This window comes from Streptomyces daghestanicus (assembly GCF_020521275.1).
GTDB classification, from domain to species: Bacteria; Actinomycetota; Actinomycetes; order Streptomycetales; family Streptomycetaceae; genus Streptomyces; species Streptomyces griseoviridis.
Window position 1 is genome coordinate 101,975 of record NZ_BNDX01000008.1, and the last position, 16,412, is coordinate 118,386.

Annotated in this window: 17 protein-coding genes; 7 read left to right on the forward strand and 10 right to left on the reverse strand. The window is 74.3% G+C overall.

The features are described 5' to 3' along the window. Nucleotides 1-19 precede the first annotated feature (19 nt). The 4 genes from Sdagh_RS09945 to Sdagh_RS09960 are packed head-to-tail and all read left to right on the forward strand — an operon-like array spanning nt 20 to nt 3,761. Complete coding sequence (locus Sdagh_RS09945; RefSeq protein WP_190077757.1) at nt 20-2,422, forward strand: sensor histidine kinase; 2,403 nt, start codon at nt 20-22, stop codon at nt 2,420-2,422. Further along, a complete protein-coding gene (locus Sdagh_RS09950; RefSeq protein WP_190010718.1) occupies nt 2,419-2,838 on the forward strand; it encodes a roadblock/LC7 domain-containing protein in 420 nt (139 codons plus the stop codon). The genes Sdagh_RS09945 and Sdagh_RS09950 overlap by 4 nt, the downstream gene beginning before the upstream one ends. A 1-nt stretch (nt 2,839) precedes the next feature. Beyond that, entirely contained in the window at nt 2,840-3,199 is a 360-nt protein-coding gene (locus Sdagh_RS09955) for a DUF742 domain-containing protein (RefSeq protein WP_189421265.1), read from the forward strand. Then, nucleotides 3,186-3,761 carry a GTP-binding protein gene (locus tag Sdagh_RS09960; RefSeq protein WP_190077758.1) on the forward strand — a complete coding sequence of 192 codons (576 nt, stop codon included), beginning with the start codon at nt 3,186-3,188 and terminating at the stop codon, nt 3,759-3,761. The genes Sdagh_RS09955 and Sdagh_RS09960 overlap by 14 nt, the downstream gene beginning before the upstream one ends. A 17-nt stretch (nt 3,762-3,778) precedes the next feature. On the opposite strand, the gene Sdagh_RS09965 is transcribed toward Sdagh_RS09960, so the two are convergent. Both Sdagh_RS09965 and Sdagh_RS09970 read right to left on the reverse strand, forming a co-directional pair. Then, nucleotides 3,779-4,744 (reverse strand): ABC transporter substrate-binding protein, encoded by a 966-nt coding sequence (locus tag Sdagh_RS09965; RefSeq protein ID WP_189421261.1) that lies wholly within the window; start codon nt 4,742-4,744, stop codon nt 3,779-3,781. A 74-nt stretch (nt 4,745-4,818) separates the two neighbouring features. Beyond that, nucleotides 4,819-6,096 carry an MFS transporter gene (locus tag Sdagh_RS09970; RefSeq protein WP_190077759.1) on the reverse strand — a complete coding sequence of 426 codons (1,278 nt, stop codon included), beginning with the start codon at nt 6,094-6,096 and terminating at the stop codon, nt 4,819-4,821. A 98-nt stretch (nt 6,097-6,194) separates the two neighbouring features. Between Sdagh_RS09970 and Sdagh_RS09975 the strand changes: the two genes are divergently transcribed. Next, entirely contained in the window at nt 6,195-6,818 is a 624-nt protein-coding gene (locus Sdagh_RS09975) for a TetR-like C-terminal domain-containing protein (protein WP_189421257.1), read from the forward strand. 84 nt (nt 6,819-6,902) lie between these two features. Here the strand turns inward: Sdagh_RS09975 and Sdagh_RS09980 are convergent, their stop codons facing one another. The 6 genes from Sdagh_RS09980 to Sdagh_RS10005 form a co-directional block, all read right to left on the reverse strand. Beyond that, nucleotides 6,903-7,568, reverse strand: a complete 666-nt coding sequence (locus Sdagh_RS09980) for an ABC transporter permease (RefSeq protein WP_190077760.1) — start codon at nt 7,566-7,568, stop codon at nt 6,903-6,905. Then, the gene (locus Sdagh_RS09985) at nt 7,565-8,239 is read right to left on the reverse strand and encodes an ABC transporter permease (protein WP_189421252.1); all 675 of its coding nucleotides are present in this window, start codon (nt 8,237-8,239) and stop codon (nt 7,565-7,567) included. Before Sdagh_RS09985 ends, Sdagh_RS09980 begins: the two co-directional genes overlap by 4 nt. Beyond that, complete coding sequence (locus Sdagh_RS09990) at nt 8,236-9,375, reverse strand: ABC transporter ATP-binding protein (protein ID WP_189421250.1); 1,140 nt, start codon at nt 9,373-9,375, stop codon at nt 8,236-8,238. The genes Sdagh_RS09985 and Sdagh_RS09990 overlap by 4 nt, the downstream gene beginning before the upstream one ends. Nucleotides 9,376-9,503: 128 nt before the next feature. Continuing rightward, nucleotides 9,504-10,217: an FAD:protein FMN transferase gene (locus tag Sdagh_RS09995; RefSeq protein ID WP_190077761.1), complete on the reverse strand. Its 714-nt coding sequence runs from the start codon at nt 10,215-10,217 to the stop codon at nt 9,504-9,506. Between the two features lies 1 nt (nt 10,218). After that, the gene (locus tag Sdagh_RS10000) at nt 10,219-10,629 is read right to left on the reverse strand and encodes an FMN-binding protein (protein ID WP_189421245.1); all 411 of its coding nucleotides are present in this window, start codon (nt 10,627-10,629) and stop codon (nt 10,219-10,221) included. Nucleotides 10,630-10,649: 20 nt separating this feature from the next. Beyond that, on the reverse strand, nt 10,650-12,002 hold the full coding sequence (locus tag Sdagh_RS10005) for a ferredoxin reductase family protein (RefSeq protein ID WP_190010725.1): 1,353 nt from the start codon (nt 12,000-12,002) through the stop codon (nt 10,650-10,652). Nucleotides 12,003-12,125: 123 nt separating this feature from the next. Between Sdagh_RS10005 and Sdagh_RS10010 the strand changes: the two genes are divergently transcribed. Both Sdagh_RS10010 and Sdagh_RS10015 read left to right on the forward strand, forming a co-directional pair. Beyond that, the gene (locus Sdagh_RS10010; RefSeq protein ID WP_189421241.1) at nt 12,126-12,821 is read left to right on the forward strand and encodes a response regulator transcription factor; all 696 of its coding nucleotides are present in this window, start codon (nt 12,126-12,128) and stop codon (nt 12,819-12,821) included. Between the two features lie 5 nt (nt 12,822-12,826). Next, nucleotides 12,827-14,320 (forward strand): HAMP domain-containing sensor histidine kinase, encoded by a 1,494-nt coding sequence (locus tag Sdagh_RS10015; RefSeq protein ID WP_189421353.1) that lies wholly within the window; start codon nt 12,827-12,829, stop codon nt 14,318-14,320. Nucleotides 14,321-14,416: 96 nt separating this feature from the next. Here the strand turns inward: Sdagh_RS10015 and Sdagh_RS10020 are convergent, their stop codons facing one another. Together Sdagh_RS10020 and Sdagh_RS10025 are read right to left on the reverse strand one after the other, a co-directional pair. After that, complete coding sequence (locus Sdagh_RS10020) at nt 14,417-15,322, reverse strand: SCO6745 family protein (protein ID WP_226534973.1); 906 nt, start codon at nt 15,320-15,322, stop codon at nt 14,417-14,419. Nucleotides 15,323-15,380: 58 nt separating this feature from the next. Next, nucleotides 15,381-16,271, reverse strand: coding sequence for a fumarylacetoacetate hydrolase family protein (locus tag Sdagh_RS10025; RefSeq protein ID WP_189421237.1), 891 nt, complete (start codon nt 16,269-16,271; stop codon nt 15,381-15,383). Nucleotides 16,272-16,412: the final 141 nt, after the last annotated feature.

The following is a 16,412-nucleotide window of genomic DNA, read 5'->3' on the forward strand; positions in this document are numbered from 1 at the left end:
AACGCCTAGGACGACGACGATGTCTGCACGGACGGGTGCCCGGCGCCGCCGGCTCGGCTCCATACGTCTCTCACTGATCCTGCTGGCGCTCGTGCCGAGCGTCACCCTCGCCGCGATGTGGGGTGTGACGACGACCCAGATGTTCGCCGAGGGGCTGCGGCTGCGGTCGCAGACCCAGCTGAGCCGGGCCACCGGGGCGATGGGCACCGAGGCCACCCTCGCGCTGCAACGGGAGCGCGGCGTCTCCGCGACCTGGCTGGCCGCGTCCGGCGGCTCCCGCGCCGAACTGGACCGGCTGCGCGCCCGGACGGACCGGGCGGTGGCCGAACTCGCCGGGCGGAGCGGGGAGATCCGGCAGGCGCCCGACCGCGTCTCGGAGCGGCTGTACGCGGTGCTCGGCTCGCTGGGCAGCCTGGAGTACTACCGCGACCAGGTCGACGACCCCACCGACATCACCCCCGGCCAGGCCCTCGACCAGTACTCCGCGATCGTCGACGAGCAGATACACGCCTTCCAGGAGCTGTCCCAGGTCGACGACGGCGACCTCACCTCCCAGGCCGGCCCCCTGGTCGCCCTGGAGCACGCGGCGGAACTGACCTCCCAGGAGGACGCCCGCCTCACCCTGGCCTGGCCGTCCGGGCGGCTCTCCGAGGCGGAGTGGACGGCGTTCTCCCAGGCGGTGCACACCCGGCGCTGGCTGGTGCGGGACCAGATCATGCCCTCGCTGCGCGGCACGGCGAAGACCGAGGTCGAGAGCATCCTGGGCAGCGCGGAGTGGCAGGCCCTCGAGGCGGTCGAGGACGAGGTGCTCGCGGCCCGGTCCGCGGACGCGGCGGGCGCGATCCGCGTCCCGGACGCCCGGGAGCGCTGGAACGCCGCCTTCGACGAGGTCTCCGCGCGGTACGCGGCGCTGATCCAGCGGCAGACGGCGGACCTGCTGGACCGCAGTGCCGACGAGGCGCGCGGGCTGCTGCTCACCGCCGGCGCGCTCAGCGCGGGCGGGCTGCTCGCGCTGCTGCTGTGCGTGGTGGTGTCCTGGCGGATCACCCGCTCGCTGTCCCGGCGCCTGACCGGCCTGCGCGAGGCCACGCTGCGTCTCGCCGAGGAGCGGCTGCCCGAGGTGGTGGCCCGGCTGGAGCGCGGCGAGACCGTCGACGTGGAGTCGGCGACCCCGCCGTTGGACTATGGGCACGACGAACTCGGCCAGGTGGCCCAGGCGTTCAACACGGCGCAGCGCACGGCCGTGCACACCGCCGTCGAACTCGCCGACAACCGGCGCGGCTTCCAGAAGGTGATCCTCGGCATCGCCCGGCAGAGCCAGAACCTGGTCAACATGCAGCTCGGCAAGCTCGACGCGCTGGAACGCCGGCACACCGACCCCGAGGTGCTCAAGGGCCTGTACGAACTGGACTCCACCGCCGCCCAGTTGCGCCGCTACGAGGAGAACCTCGTCATCATCAGCGGGGAGCAGCCGCGGCGCAGCTGGCGCGAGCCGGTCGCGCTGATCGACATCCTGCGCGGCGCGGTCGGCGAGGTCGCCGAGTACCGGCGGGTGGAGGTGTGCACCGAGGAGCGCGACGAGGACGTGCACCTGGCGCCGCCCGCCGTGGCCGACGTGATCCATCTGCTGGCCGAGCTGATCGACAACGCCACCGCCTACTCCCCGGCGCCCGCGCCGGTCGGCGTGCGGGCGGCGATGGCCGCCAGGGGCCTGGTCGTGGAGATCGAGGACCGGGGTCTCGGGCTGTCCGAGGAGGACTACGCCTCCTTCAACGAACAGCTCGCGGTGGAGCCCAAGTTCGACGTGGTGGCGCTCGCCGGCGATCTGCGGCTCGGCATGTTCGTCGTCGCCCGGCTCGCCCACCGGCACGGCATCACGGTCACCCTGCGCCCGTCGCCGTACGGCGGCACCACGGCGATCGTGCTCGTCCCGCACGACATCGTCGTACGGGAGCCCGCCGGGGACCGGGAGGGGTCCGGCGGCCGTCCGGACGCCGGGGGCCCGGACGGTCCGGGGGGCCCGGCGGACGCGGGCGCGTCACGCGAGGCGCCGGACCCGGCCCAGCTCCGGCGGCTGCGGGACTCCCTCACCGGCGACGGCGTACGCCCGGTGCCGGACACCGCGGACGCCGGGCGTCCCCCGGCCGGGGCCGTACCGGAGGCGCCCGCACCCGAGGCGAAGACGCCCGCCCTCCCGTCGCGGCGCTCCTCGCCGCTGCCGCGCCGCGTCCCGCAGACGAGTCTCGCGGCGGAGCTGCGGGACGAGCCGGCCGGCGACGGCGCCGGCCACTGGGACGACGACTTCACCGCCGAGCGTGCCGCGTCCTCCCTCGCCGGTTTCCAGCGCGGCACGCTCCAGGCACGTGACGAGGAGTCCACGGACTCCGCCCGCCGACCGCTCACGAAGGACGACACGCCATGACACGCCCCACGCCCGCCACCCACACCCAGCTCGACCAGTTGCTCACCGGACTCGTGGACCGGGTCGCCGAGGTGAACCAGGCCGTCGTGCTCTCCGAGGACGGTCTGGTCGTCAGCAAGTCCACCGGGTTCCCGCGCGACGACGCCGAGCGGCTCGCGGCGACCGCCTCCGGTCTGATGAGCCTCAGCAAGGGCGTCAGCATGGACTTCCGGGGCGGCCCGGTGCGCCAGGCGCTGATCGAGATGGCCCACAGCTACCTGATCCTGACCTCCGCCGGTCCCGGCGCCCATCTGGTGGTGCTGACCGGCGCGCACGCGGACGTCGGTGTGGTGGCGTACCAGATGAACATGCTGGTGAAGAAGATCGGCGAGCACCTCAGCGCGGCGCCCCGGGCCGCCGTGGCCCCCGGCGAGTGACATGAGCGAAGGCGACGCGCAGGGCCGGCTCGTCCGGCCGTTCGCCCTCACCGGCGGGCGGACCCGGCCCAGCCGCGCCGACTTCACCCTCATCACGACGGTGACCGCGGTGGACCCGCCGCCCGAGCGGGCCCCGCGGGGACAGCCCGAGCACGCCCGCATCCTGCGCCTGTGCGCCCGGCCGGTGGCCGTGGCGGAGCTGGCCGCCCTGCTGGACCTGCCGGTGAGCGTGGTCGTCATCCTGCTCAGCGATCTGCTGGAGGCCGGCCGGATCACGGCCCGTGCCCCGCACCCCGTCTCCCGGACCGTCGCGGACCTGGACCTGCTGAAGAAAGTGAGGGAGGGCCTTGGCCGGCTCTGAGACCGCCGCGGGCGCGGCACCCGACGTGGTGAAGATCCTCGTCGCCGGGGGGTTCGGCGTCGGCAAGACCACCCTGGTCGGGTCGGTGAGCGAGATCGCCCCGCTGCGCACCGAGGAACCGCTCACCCTGGCGGGGCTGGACGTGGACGACCTCGCCGGCATCGAGGAGAAGCGGTCCACCACGGTCGCCCTGGACTTCGGCCGGATCACCGTCGGCGACGACCTGGTGCTCTATCTGTTCGGCACGCCCGGCCAGCAGCGCTTCTGGTTCATGTGGAACGACCTGGCGATCGGCGCCCTCGGGGCGGTCGTGCTGCTGGACGTCCGCCGGCCGCAGGTCAGCTTCGCCGCGATCGACTTCTTCGAGCGGCGGGGCATCCCGTTCGTCGTCGCCGCCAACGGCTTCCACGGGGAGCACCCGTACCCGCCGGAGGAGATCCGCGAGGCGCTGGCACTCCCGGACGAGGTCCGGGTGCTGCTGTGCGACGCGCGGGAGCGGACCTCCTCACGGGACGTGCTGATCGCCTTGGTCGACCAGTTGATCGCGGCGGCGGCGGAGTAGCGCCGCCCGGCCCCCGGTCAGGCCAGGCCGGCCGACTTCAGCCAGTTCTTGGCGACGTCCAGCGGGTCCTTCTTGTCGAGCTGCACCTGGGCGTCGAGGGCGAGGAGCGTCTCGGTGTCCAGCTTCGCGGAGACCGCGTTCAGCGCGTCGACGCCCTCCTGGGAGAGGCCGTCCTTGTGGACGAGCGGGGTGACGTTGGCGAAGCCGAAGAAGTTGTCCGGGTCCTTCAGGACGACGAACTTCTCCTTCACGATGGTCGGGTCGGTGGTGAAGATGTCGGCGATCTGGACGGTGTTCCTGGTCAGCGCCGCCTGGGTCAGCGGGCCGCCCGCGTCGAGCGCCTTGAACGACTTGAACTTCAGGCCGTACTCCGACTCCAGCCCCTTCAGCCCCTGCTGCCGGGTCTGGAACTCGGGCGAGCCGCCGATCACCAGTTCCGGGGCGACGTCCTTGAGGTCGGCGATCGTCGAGTCGGAGGTGAGCCGGTACTTCTTCGCCGTCGCGGCGTTGACGGTCACCGAGTCCTTGTCCTCGGCGGGCGACGACTCCAGGAGCGTCAGGCTCTTGTCCAGCTTGGCCTTGACGGCCGCGTTCACGCCCTCGGCGGAGGTCTGTTCGGCGTCGGCGTCGAGATAGGCGAGCAGGGAGCCGTTGTACTCCGGCAGGACGGTGACGGAACCGTTCTTCATCAGCCCGTACGTCGTCTCGCGGCTGCCGATGTTGTGCTTGTAGGTGACCTTGAGGCCCTTGGCCTTGAGCGCCTCGCCGTAGAGGTCGGCGAGCAGGGTGCTCTCGGCGAAGTTGTTGGAACCGACGACGACCGTGCCGGCCTCCGCCTTCTCCCCGTCCAGGGGGTTGTCGCCGGTGTCTTCGCCGTCGCCGGAGGAACAGCCCGCGAGCAGCGCCGCGGCGGCCATGAGCGCGACCGCCGCCACGCCGGTGTGCCTCGTCCTGGACCTGCTGCTTCGCGCGGTAGTAATCATCCACCGATCCAATCCAGCCGCTTCTCGGTCAGTCAAGAGCGGCCGGATCACGGTTTCCTGTCGTCCGGGGCGGATCATCCGCAGGGGACCGCGGCGGCGCGGCGCCGGGCCCGGGTCCGGGCCAGGCTCAGGACCAGGGTGGCCAGGGAGACGACCACGATCGCCAGGGCGTACCCCTCGGTGGCGGTGCGCAGTCCTACGGCGGTGACGGCGACGCCGCCGAGTACGGCGGGCACGCTGTTGCCCAGGTAGGCGATGACGTTGGCCAGGGCGAAGACCTCGCTGCGCTCGTGCGGCGCGGCGACGCGGGCGAAGGTGCCGAAGGTCGCCAGGGCCGACGCGCCGAGCCCGAGGCCGGCGACGACGGTGCCGAGGGCGGCGAGCCAGGTGAGCCCCTCGGCGGTGCCGGCGAGCGAGGCCAGGGTGCCGAGGGCGAGCAGCGCGGCCGAGGGGGCCAGCAGCGCCGCCGCCGGGCGGGAGCGGAGCACGGCGACCGTGAGCGCCCCGGTGCCGGCGAGGAGCGTGACCAGGACGCCGCCGATCAGATGGTCGCGCAGCCCCAGCAGCTGGGCGGCGACGGACGGCCCGAGGGAGAGGTACATCCCGGCCAGGGCCCAGCCCGCGATCATCACCGGGACCACCGGGACGATGTCGGCGCGCAGATGCGCGGGGAGCGCGACCCGGGGACGCAGCGAGGCGCGGGCTCCGGGGCGGCGCGGCGAGGTCTCCGGCAGCAGGGCGACCGCGGCCGCCGCGAGCAGCAGGCCGGCCAGGAGCAGCGCGTAGACCAGCCGGGTCGGGGCGGGGGCGAACTCCACCAGGAGCCCGGAGCCGAGGGCGCCGAGGGCGAGTCCGGTGAGGGGGGCGACGGAGGTGATGACGCCGGCCCGGCCGCGGGCGTGCCCCGGTTCGAGGTCGACGAGGGCGGCGCTCGCCGCGGTGACGGCCGTCCCGGTGGCGATGCCCTGGAGGACCCGGGCGGCGGAGAGGACGACCACGTCCCCGGCGACGAGGAACAGCACGAGCGCGACCGCCTCCAGGGCGATGGCCGCGCCGAGCACCGGCCGGCGTCCGAGGTGGTCGGAGAGCGCGCCGACGACGAGCAGCGCGCCGAGCAGGCCGGCCACGTAGAGGGCGAAGACGACGGTCAGCACCCAGGCGGTGAAGTCCCATCGCTGCTGGTAGACGACGTAGAGCGGGGACGGTGCGCTGGACGCGGCCAGGAAGAGGACCAGGATCGCGGCCACGGCCGGGAAGGCGCCCTTGCGCGGCGCGCGGCGTGGGCCGGGCACGGGCCGCGCGGGGGCGGCGGCCCGTGCGGGGGCAGGGTCGACGGCAGGTTCGGCAGACATGCAGACCTCGCAGTGATCGTTGCGTTAGCGCTCTGAAGGTAGCACAAACGCAGTGATCGTTGCGCAATAAAAGCAGTCATCGGTGCGATACTGGGGTCATGTCTTCCGTGTCCCCCTCGGCCCCCCGCACCGGCCCCGCCGGCGCTCCCCCCGCCGGCAGCCGGCCCGGCGGCCGGTCCGCACGGGTCCGGGCCGCCGTGCACCGGGCGGTCAAGGAGCTGGTCGCCGACGAGTCCGGCGACGCGCTGACGATCCCCGTGGTGGCCGCCCGCGCGGGCGTGCACGCGACCACCGTCTACCGGCGCTGGGGCTCCGTCGGCGAGCTGCTCTCCGACGTGGCGACCAGCCGCTTCACCGGTGGTTTCGTGGTGCCGGACACCGGCAGCCTCCGCGGCGACCTGGAGCGGTACGCGGCCAACATGGCCAGGGATCTGAGCGACCCGGACACCCTCGCCCTGGTGCGCGCCACCCTCGGCTCGGGCGGCGAGCAGGGCGCCGCCGCCTGCCAGGGGGACCGCCGGCAGCAGCTCGCGGCGATCCTGGAACGGGAGGAGGCCCGGGGCGGCGGCACCCCGAGCCTCGATCACCTCACGGACGCCCTGGTCGCGCCCCTGTACTACCGTGCCGTCTTCACCGACCTGCCGCTGGCCACCGCGTGGGCCCGCGACCTGGTCGCCCGCCTGCTGCCGGACGAGGCGCCGCAACTCCCGGCGGACCGGTGAGACCTAGGGCCTGTCGTTCGGAGCACGCCGCGGACGCGGGGAAGGCAGTGCCGATTCCCCGTGACCTGATCCGAACGACAGGCCCTAACGCCGGCGCACCCCGGGCGATACCGCCAGCCGTCCCGCCGCCCAGAACAGGGCGAGCGTGACCAGGGCGAGTACGGCGACCAGGGTGGCGCCGCCGACCACCTTCTCGTAGTCGCGCTGGTAGAGCCCGTCGACGATGTACCGGCCGAGGCCGCCCAGGCTGACGTACGCGGCGATGGTGGCCGTCGAGACGATCTGGATGGCCGCCGAGCGCAGTCCGCTGAGGATCAGCGGCAGGGCGACCGGCAGTTCGACCTGGAGCAGGATGCGGCTCTCCCGCATGCCCATGCCGCGCGCGGCGTCCACCGGGGCCGGGTCGACCGAGCGGACCGCCTCGTAGGTGGTGACCAGGATCGGCGGGACGGCGAGGATCACCAGCGGGATCATCACCGGCAGCAGGCCGAAGCCCATCATGATGACGATCAGCACCAGCAGTCCGAAGCTGGGCAGCGCGCGGGCGGCGGTGGCGACGAGGGCCAGGGCGTTGCCGCCGCGCCCGGTGTGCCCCGTGACCAGGCCGACGGGCAGGCCGATCAACGCGGCCAGGCCGAGCGCGAGCAGCGAGTACTGGACGTGCTCCAGCAGGCGCTGCGGGATGCCGTCGTAACCGTGCCAGTGGGCGCCGTCGCCGAAGAAGGCGCCGGCGAAGTCCAGGACGTTCACTTGGCCATCACCGCCGGGCGGCGCCCGCGTCCGCCGCGCGGCATCCACGGGGTCAGCAGGGCCCGGAGCCCGACCAGGGCCGCGTCGCAGGCGATCGCCAGCAGGGCCGTGGTGAGGACGGAGTTGGCGGCCAGTTCCGGCCGGTCGTACTTCTGCGCGGCGGCCAGCAGGTTGCCCAGGGCGCCCTGGTTGCCGATCAGCGCGCCGACGCTGACCAGCGAGATGCTGGAGACGACGGCCACCCGGAGTCCCGCGACGAGCGCGGGCACGGCGATCGGCAACTGCACCTGGACGTAGCGCCGTACGGGCCCGAAGCCCATGGCGGTCGCGGCGGCCAGGGTCTCCTGCGGGACCGAGCGGACCCCGTCGACGATGGCCGGGACGAGGACCACCAGGCTGTACACGGCCAGCGGGATCATCACGGTCAGCTCGGTCTGGCCGGTGTAGTCGATGAGGACGACGAAGAAGGCCAGCGACGGGACGGCGTAGAGGACGGTGGTCACGCCGAGCACCGGCGGGTAGAGCCAGCGGAAGCGGACGCAGAGCTGGGCCAGCGGCAGGGCGAGGACCAGGCCGGCCAGGACCGGCAGCAGGGCCTCGCGCAGATGGAGGCCGATCAGGCCGGCCCAGGTGTTCTGGAGGTCGCTGGGGATGTCGAAGAAACCGTTCACGAGACCGCCCCGGTGACGGGCGCGGACGCCGCCCCGGCGTGGCCGGCGTGCGCGGTCCGGATGGCCTCGCCGATGGCCGACTGCGAGACGACGCCCAGCACCTTGCCGTCGGCGTCCACGGCGACGGCCCAGCCGGTCGGCGAGAGCACCGCGCAGTCCAGGGCGGCCCGCAGCGAGTCGGTGCCCGGCGTGAACGGCCGCCCGTACGGCAGCAGCCGGTCCGTCCCGATGTCGCCCGGGGTCAGGTCGCGCGGCTCGCTCCAGCCCAGCGGGCGCCCGTCGACATCGGTGACCAGCAGGTAGGGGGACTTCGCTGCGGCGCCGAGCCGCTTGGCGGTGGCGTCCACCGGCACCACCGGGACGGTCGTGAGTTCCAGCCCGGCGGCCGGGAAGAAGGACAGCCGCCGCACGCCCCGGTCGGCGCCGAGGAAGTCCTCGACGAAGGCGTCGGCGGGGGCGGAGAGCAGTTCGGCCGGGGGCGCGTACTGGGCGAGGCGCCCGCCCTCGCGCATCACCGCGACCATGGTGCCGAGTCTGATGGCCTCGTCGATGTCGTGGGTGACGAAGACGATGGTCTTGCCCAGCTCGTCCTGGATGCGCAGCAGTTCGTCCTGGAGGCCCTTGCGGACCACGGGGTCGACGGCCGAGAACGGCTCGTCCATGAGCAGCACCGGCGGGTCGGCGGCGAGGGCGCGGGCCACGCCGACGCGCTGCTGCTGGCCGCCGGAGAGCTGGTACGGGTAGCGCCGGGCGAGGGCGGTGTCGAGGCCGACCCGCTCCATCAGCTCGGCCGCCCGCTCCCGGGCCTCGCGCTTGCTCCGGCCGAGCATGCGGGGGACGGTGGCGATGTTGTCGACGATCGTCCGGTGCTGGAAGAGACCGGCGTTCTGGATGACGTACCCCATGGAGCGGCGCAGGGTGGTGACGGGCTGCCGGGTGACGTCCTCGCCGTCGAGGAGGATGGTGCCCTCACTGGGCTCGACCATCCGGTTGATCATCCGCAGGGTCGTGGTCTTGCCGCAGCCGGAGGGGCCGACGAGGACCGTGATCGAGCGGTCGGGTATCTCCAGCGACAGCCGGTCCACCGCCACCGTGCCGTCCGGATACCGCTTGGTGACTGAATCCATCCGTATCAAAGCGCCGAATACCCTTCGGTGGGCGGACATACCGGGGCGTCCCGGTCAACGGCCGTACGAGCGGCCCTTGCGGTTGCCGGGTGAGTCTAGACGTGGCCGCCCGCACACCTGCCCCCGGCAACGGCCCCTCACGCCACCGGCAGGCCCGGTGAGCGCAGCACCTTGCGGTCGGCGTCCACCGCGAACACCTCGCAGTCCGGGCGGGCGGCGGCCCAGGCGACGCCCTCGCGGCCCAGCGCGAAGGCGGCCGTCGCCGCCGCGTCGGCCTCGGTCAGGGTGGGGGCCACCACGGTCAGGCTGAGCAGCCCGGTCGCCGGGCGTCCGGTGCGGCCGTCCAGGATGTGGTCGCCGCGCTCGTAGCGGGCGGAGGTCGCCACCGCCGCGTCGGTGACGGCCAGGACCGCGCAGAGCCGGCCGGCGTCCTCGGGGTGGCGTACGCCCACCCGCCAGGGCCCGCCGGCGGCGACCACGTCACCGCCGGCGTTGAGGCAGAACCGCCGCGCCCCGGCCGCCGCCAGCAGCCCGGCCGCCCGCTGCACCGACCAGCCCTTCACCACCGCGCAGGGGTCCAGTCCCCGGCCCGGCAGCCGGGCGTCGAAGGCGCCGCCGGTCGCCGCCCGGTACTCCTCGCACAGCCCGAGCACCTCCCACAGGTCGGCGCTGATCTCCAGCGGCTCGCCCCGGTCGAGGCGGCACACCTCGCTGTCCTCGCGGAAGGGGCTGAAGCGGGCGTCGACCTCGCGCAGCCAGGCGAAGACGGCGTCGGCGGCGCGCTCGGGCACGTCCTCGTCGTCGACGCGCAGGGAGACGGGGAACCCCATGACGTGTTCGACGCGCCGCACGTCAGGCCCCGTTCGCGTCGAGGGCGGCCTGGAGGGACTCCTTGTAGCCCTCGCTGGTGACGGTGGCCCCGGAGACGGTGTCGACGTCGGCGCTCTGCGCCCGGAGGGTCTCCTCGACGAGCCGGGGCACGGCGGCCGTGGTCTGGGGGTGGTCCGGCTGCCGGAGCAGGGTCACGGCGGTGATGCGGTCGCCGTCGAAGGTGACCTGGACCTGGACGGGACCCTTCTCGGTGGTCACCGTCGGCCCGGTGACGGTGTGCCGGGTGGTGCCGTCCGGGGCGGAGGACGCCGTCGGCGCCGGCGCGGGGGCGGCCTGCGCGGTCGTGCCGGTCCCGGGGGCCGGCGGGGCGTACCGCCACACGGGGATCAGTCCGGCGACGCTGAGGACCAGGACGGGCAGGGCTCGTTTCACGGCGGGCTCTCGCCTTCCCCTCAGCCGGCCAGGCTGAAGCGCTCGAAGTGGATCTGCGGGCCGGGCACGCCGAGTGTGCGCAGGCTGCCCAGGACGGCGTTCATCATGGGCGGCGGTCCGCACAGGAAGACGTCGCGGTCGGCGAGGTCGGGGACCAGCCGGGCGAGTTCGGCCGGGGCGAGCCGGTCGGGCACCGGGGGCCCGGTGACCAGGTGCAGCTCGGCGCCCTTGGCGGCGGCGAGGTCGCGCAGTTCGCCGTAGAGGACCGCGTCCCGGTCGGCGGTGACCCGGTAGACGACCACCGCGTGCCCGTCCAGCTCCTCCAGCAGCGCCCGGATCGGCGTGACGCCGACGCCGCCCGCGATGAGCAGCGCGTCGGGGCGGGTGCGGTGCAGGGCGGTGAAGGCGCCGTAGGGGCCCTCGGCGAAGACGCGGGTGCCGGGCTCGATCCGGCGTATCCCGGCCGTGCCGTCGCCGGCCGTCTTCACGGTGAGGCGGAGGGTGCGGCCGTCGGGCGCGGCGGACAGCGAGAAGGGGTTCGCCTGCCACCAGCGGTCCCGGGTGAGGAACCGCCACAGGAAGAACTGCCCGGCCCGCGCGGGCAGCCGGTCCAGGTCGCGGCCGGTCAGGTACACGGACACGACGTGGTCGTTCTCCGGGACGACGGCCGTGACCCGCAGCCGGTGCCGCCCGTTGCGCCACAGCGGCAGCGCGACCCGCCCCGCGAACACCGCGCCGAGCGCCCCGCCCCACAGCGCGTACCAGTACGCCGTCCCCCACGCCGACGAGGTGAACGAGGTCCCGGCGGCGATCTGGTGGGTGAAGGCCAGCACCACCGCGACATACGCGTACAGGTGGACGAAGTGCCAGGTCTCGTACGCCATCCGGCGCCGCGCGGCGCGGGCGGAGACCCCGCCGATCACGACGAGCAGCGCGAGGGCGACGAGCGCCCGCAGCACACCCTCGACGGTCTCGGCGAGGTCGACGAGCTGGTTCAGCGGGTCCAGCCCGGACCCCCGCGCGTAGCCGAAGGTGACGAACACCACGTGGGCGAGGAGCGTCCACAGCACGCCGAAGCCGGTCCAGCGGTGCCAGGAGGTCAGCCGGTCCATGCCGATCCGCCGGTCCAGCCAGGGCAGCCGGGCCACCAGCAGCAGCTGGAACGCCATGAACAGGGCGCCGTACAGCCCGGCCAGGCGGCCCAGCACGATCAGCGCGTTGGAGGCGAAACCGCCCTGCGCGAAGAGGACGGCCACGGCGGCGGCGTGGGCGGCGAGGAACGCGTACAGGCCGGCGCGGGCCACCACCCGGGGGCGAAGGACCGGCGCGGGAGGCGGCTGGACGACACGGGGAGCGCGTGGGGCAGTGGTCACGCCCCGAGCTTCACCCGCGCGCCCTGTCGTTCTCCTGTCGGCCGCCTTTCGACTGCCTGTCGATCCCGGTACGGCGAAGACCTGGGGCTCGGCTGCGCGGACCCGGTGCCGCAGTATGGGCGGGTGGACAAAGTACGACTCCTCGTCGTGGACGACGACCCGCCCATCGCCGACCTGGTCGCCACGGTCGCCCGGTACGAGGGCTGGGAGGCGGCCACCGCGCACTCCGGCGAGGAGGCGCTGCGCACCGCCGCCGCGTTCCACCCCGACATCGTGGTGCTCGACCTGATGCTGCCGGACCTCGACGGCTTCGGCGTCCTGGACCGGCTGCGCCGCTCGGGCACCCAGGTGCCGGTGGTGTTCCTCACCGCCCGCGACCAGGTCGCCGACCGCGTGGCGGGGCTGACCCGGGGCGGCGACGACTACCTGGTCAAGCCGTTCGCCGTGGAGGAGCTGATGGCGCGGCTGCGGACCGTGCTGCGGCGCAGCGCCGGGCCCGGCTTCCAGCGGTCGGTGCTGAGCGTCGGTGACCTGACGATGGACGAGGACACCCGGCAGGTGCGGCGCGGCGAGGCCCTGCTGAGCCTGACCCCCACCGAGTACGAGGTGCTGCGCTATCTGATGCGCAAGTCCCCGACCGTGCTGACCAAGGCGCAGATCCTGGACCACGTGTGGGAGTACGGCTTCGGCGGCCGGTCCAACGTGGTGGAGCTGGTGGTCAGCCGGCTGCGCCGCAAACTGGACGAGGCGGGCGACGGCACCCCGCTGATCCACACCGTGCGCGGCTTCGGGTACGCGCTGCGCCGGGCCGCCCCGTGACACGGCTGGTACGGCGGCTGTGGGGCGCCTACCGCGGCTCCCGGCTCGGCACCCGGCTGGCGCTGGGCCTGGGCGCGCTGTCGCTGCTGGCCTTCGCCGTGGTCGGCACGGCGCTCACCACGTACATGCGGGAGTACCTGGAGGCGCGGCTCGTCGACCAGATGAAGCTGGCGCAGGTGGTACAGACCAAAGACGCGGCCGAGCACGGCACGGTCCGGCGCCGGCCGTACTACGGCTGGTACACGGCCGTCTACGACGTCTCCGGCTCCTCGGCCGACCTGCGCAGGCCCGCCGACGTGCCCGCGGACCCCGGCGCGCTGACCGCGCTGGCCGAGGACATGGCCCACTCGGACGAGGACATCACGCGCACCGTGCGGATCGGCGGCCGGGGGCCGTACCTGCTGCGGGCCTGCGCGGTGGAGCCGGGGGTGGTGCTGGTCAGCGCCGCGCCGCTGGGGGACGTCGACAGCACCATGGACCGGCTGATCGCCGTGCAGGTCGTCGCCTTCGGTCTCGCGCTGCTGGCGCTGGTGGTGTTCGGGCGGCGGATGCTGCGGCGCGGGCTGGAGCCGCTGAGCGACATGGCCCGCACCGCGCACGGCATCGCCTCGCACGACCTGACCGAGTCGGCGGCCCGGCTGCCGCTGCGGGACGGCGGCCGGGACGGCGGCCGCGAGGTGGCGGAGCTGCGCACCGCGTTCAACGCGATGCTGGAGCACATCGACGACTCCCTCGCGGTGCGCGCCGAGGCCGAGCGGCGGCTGCGCCGGTTCGTCGCCGACGCCTCCCACGAGCTGCGCACCCCGCTGATGTCGGTCCGGGGCTACGCGGACCTCTTCCAGTACGCGGCGGCCAACGAGCCCGGCGAGCGGGAGAAGCACCTGGCCCGGCTGCGCGGCGAGGCGGCCCGGATGGGCGTCCTCCTGGACGACCTGCTGCTGCTCGCCCGGCTGGACGCGGCCGAGGTGGAGGCGCCGCTGCGGCAGGCGGAGACGGACCTGACGGACCTGGTCCGGCAGGCCGCCGACGCGTTCCGCGCCTCGCACCCGGGGCGGGCGCTGGCGGTGGCGGCGCCCGCGACGCCGGTACGGCTGCGGCTCGACCCGCAGCGGGTCCGGCAGGTCCTGGACAACCTGCTCACCAACGCGGCCGTGCACACCCCGCCCGGCACGGAGGTACGCCTGCGGGTGTCGGCCGGCGCGGACGCGGCGCGGGTGGAGGTGGCGGACGCGGGGCCGGGCATCCCGCCCGCCGACCAGGAACGCGTCTTCGACCGCTTCTACCGCGTCGACAAGACCCGCAGCCGCGACCGGGGCGGCAGCGGCCTGGGCCTGGCCGTGGCCCGGTCGCTGATCCTCGCCCACGGGGGCACCATCACGGTGGACAGCTCCCCCGGGGCGACGGTGTTCACGGTGACGCTGCCGCTGGACGGGGCGGAGAGCACGAAGGGGGCGGAAGGGGCGGACGGCGGGGGCGGGTCCGCGTCCGTGGACCGGTGACGGCCCGGCTTCCCTCGCGCGCCCGGTCCGGCCCCCGGCGTCACCCGTGCTCCCGGGCGGCCCGCCCCGGTCCGCCGCGCCGCCCGGCAGCGGGGCCTACCCGGCGTCCCCCGGACCGGCGGACCGCCGCTCTCCCGTCTCCACGGGGAAGGGGTACGTCCCGGCCGCGGTGAACGCGTCGTGGATCGGCCTGATGAGCGAGGTGAGGCGGCGGACGCCGGTGTCGCCGATCGGCGTCCACAGCGCGGCGCAGTGCTCGTCGGTCTCGGTCTCGATCCGCTCGCGCGCCGCCCTGCCGGCGCCGGTCGCGGTGCCGTCGGCGTCGAGCCAGCCGCGTGCGGCGAGGCGTGCCGTCGCCGCGGCCACCTCCTCGTCGTCCCACAGCCGGGTGGCCCGCGCGATCGCTTCCGGGAAGTGCCCCGTGGCGGTCTGGAGGACGTTGCAGTCGCACGGCCCGACGCCGTTGGCGGCGAGCACGGTGAAATGCGCGTCGCCCCGCCACTCGCGCAGCACCGTGATCTGCTGCCAGAGCGCGACGAGCGGATCGGCGGGGAGGGGCACCGAGGCGTTGGCGGCGGCCATCGGCTTCCCGGCGTGGTCGGCCCCCGCGACGACCGGGTCGATCAGCGAGCGTGCCTCGGCGATCTGATCGGCGGTGAGGCGCACGCCGACGCGCCGCAGCGCCCGGCCGACGGCGGTGAACCGAGCCGCCTGCCACTCCCGGGGCGCCGCTGCGTCCCACACGCCGGCCATGGCCCGCACCGACCGCGGGCTGAAGCCGTAGAAGGCCGCGAGGGTGACCTGCCAGGGCACCGCGCCCATCGGGGCCGACCGGAACGCGAAGTACGCCGGCCCGGGATCGGTCACGCCCAGCCCGGCGGCCTCTTCCGGCGCCTCGGGGACGAAGTAGACGAACAGGTGGGCCGCGTTGACGGTGAGGCTGACCTCGCGGACGGCCTCCATGCCGATGGCGGTGCGGGCAGAGGTGCTGGTGAGAAGCATCGTGGTGGTCTCCTGACAAGGGTGGGGGAACGGGGACGTGCGCGGTGGGTCCGGCACGTCAGGACGGCTCCGGCGCGGTGATCCGCGCGGAGATCGCGCCGAGTTCCCGCACCTCGATCCGGACCGTGTCCCCCGGTGCCAGGTAGGGGCGGCGGCCGGCCAGCTCCTGGATGCACCCGGTGCCCACGGGTCCGCTGGCGACGATGTCACCGGCTCGCAGCGTGGTGCCGCGCGACGCGTGCGCCAGCATCTCGCCGAACGACCAGTGGATCTCGTCCCAGCTGCCGCCGCCGTAATGCTCGCCGTTGACGTACCCGTCCATCCGCAGCGCGTAGCCCTTGTCCGAGCGGTAGGGCTCCAGTTCGTCGGGGGTGACGAGGAACGGGCCGAGGCTGGTCGAGGCGTCCTTGCTCTTGGACGGGCCGTACACGAACCCCATCTCGCTCGCGGAGATGTCGCGTGCGCTCCAGTCGCAGTAGACCAGGTAGCCGGCGATGTGCCGCTCCGCCGTGGCGGCGTCGAGGTCCGAGCAGTCCCCGGCGATCACCGCGGCGACCTCGACCTCGTAGTCCCACGAGTGCGTGCCCGGGGCGATGGGGACCTCGTCGTACGGCCCCTTGATCGCCGCCGGGTTGGAGAAGTGGAAGAGCGGACACGCGTACCAGGCCGGGCTGACCGTGCCGTCGCCGGTGGCCGCCCTGCCCGCGTTGCTGACGTGGCGTTCGAACGCGGCGAAGTCCCGGACCGACGGGGGCACCGGTATCGGCGCCAGCAGGTCGGCCGTGGCCGTCTCGACGGTCTCGGCCGGTTCCCTGGTGGCGGCGGACTCCAGTCCGCCTTCGGCGCGCAGCAGTTCCAGCAGGTCCGTGCCCACGGCGTGGATCGTGCCGTCGCGCACCACGCCGCAGCGCGTGGACCCGTCCGGGGAGCGGTAGCTGACCCACTTCACCGGGCGGGCACCTCCCGGGTACGGCCGGGCAGCCGACCCGCGCCGGCGAGGAAGGATGCCGACGGAACCAGGAGGACCATGGGGCGACGGCCCGACGGACCCGACCGCCCGGCGCCGCCCGTGCCCCCGGTGATCACGACC

Coding starts and splice junctions, on each gene's coding strand:
- Sdagh_RS09955 (WP_189421265.1), top strand. CDS start 2,840: ATGAGCGAAGGCGACGCGCAGGGCCGGCTCGTCCGGCCGTTCGCCCTC.
- Sdagh_RS09965 (WP_189421261.1), bottom strand. CDS start 4,744: ATGATTACTACCGCGCGAAGCAGCAGGTCCAGGACGAGGCACACCGGC.
- Sdagh_RS10020 (WP_226534973.1), bottom strand. CDS start 15,322: ATGCTTCTCACCAGCACCTCTGCCCGCACCGCCATCGGCATGGAGGCC.
- Sdagh_RS09975 (WP_189421257.1), top strand. CDS start 6,195: ATGTCTTCCGTGTCCCCCTCGGCCCCCCGCACCGGCCCCGCCGGCGCT.
- Sdagh_RS09945 (WP_190077757.1), top strand. CDS start 20: ATGTCTGCACGGACGGGTGCCCGGCGCCGCCGGCTCGGCTCCATACGT.
- Sdagh_RS09970 (WP_190077759.1), bottom strand. CDS start 6,096: ATGTCTGCCGAACCTGCCGTCGACCCTGCCCCCGCACGGGCCGCCGCC.
- Sdagh_RS09950 (WP_190010718.1), top strand. CDS start 2,419: ATGACACGCCCCACGCCCGCCACCCACACCCAGCTCGACCAGTTGCTC.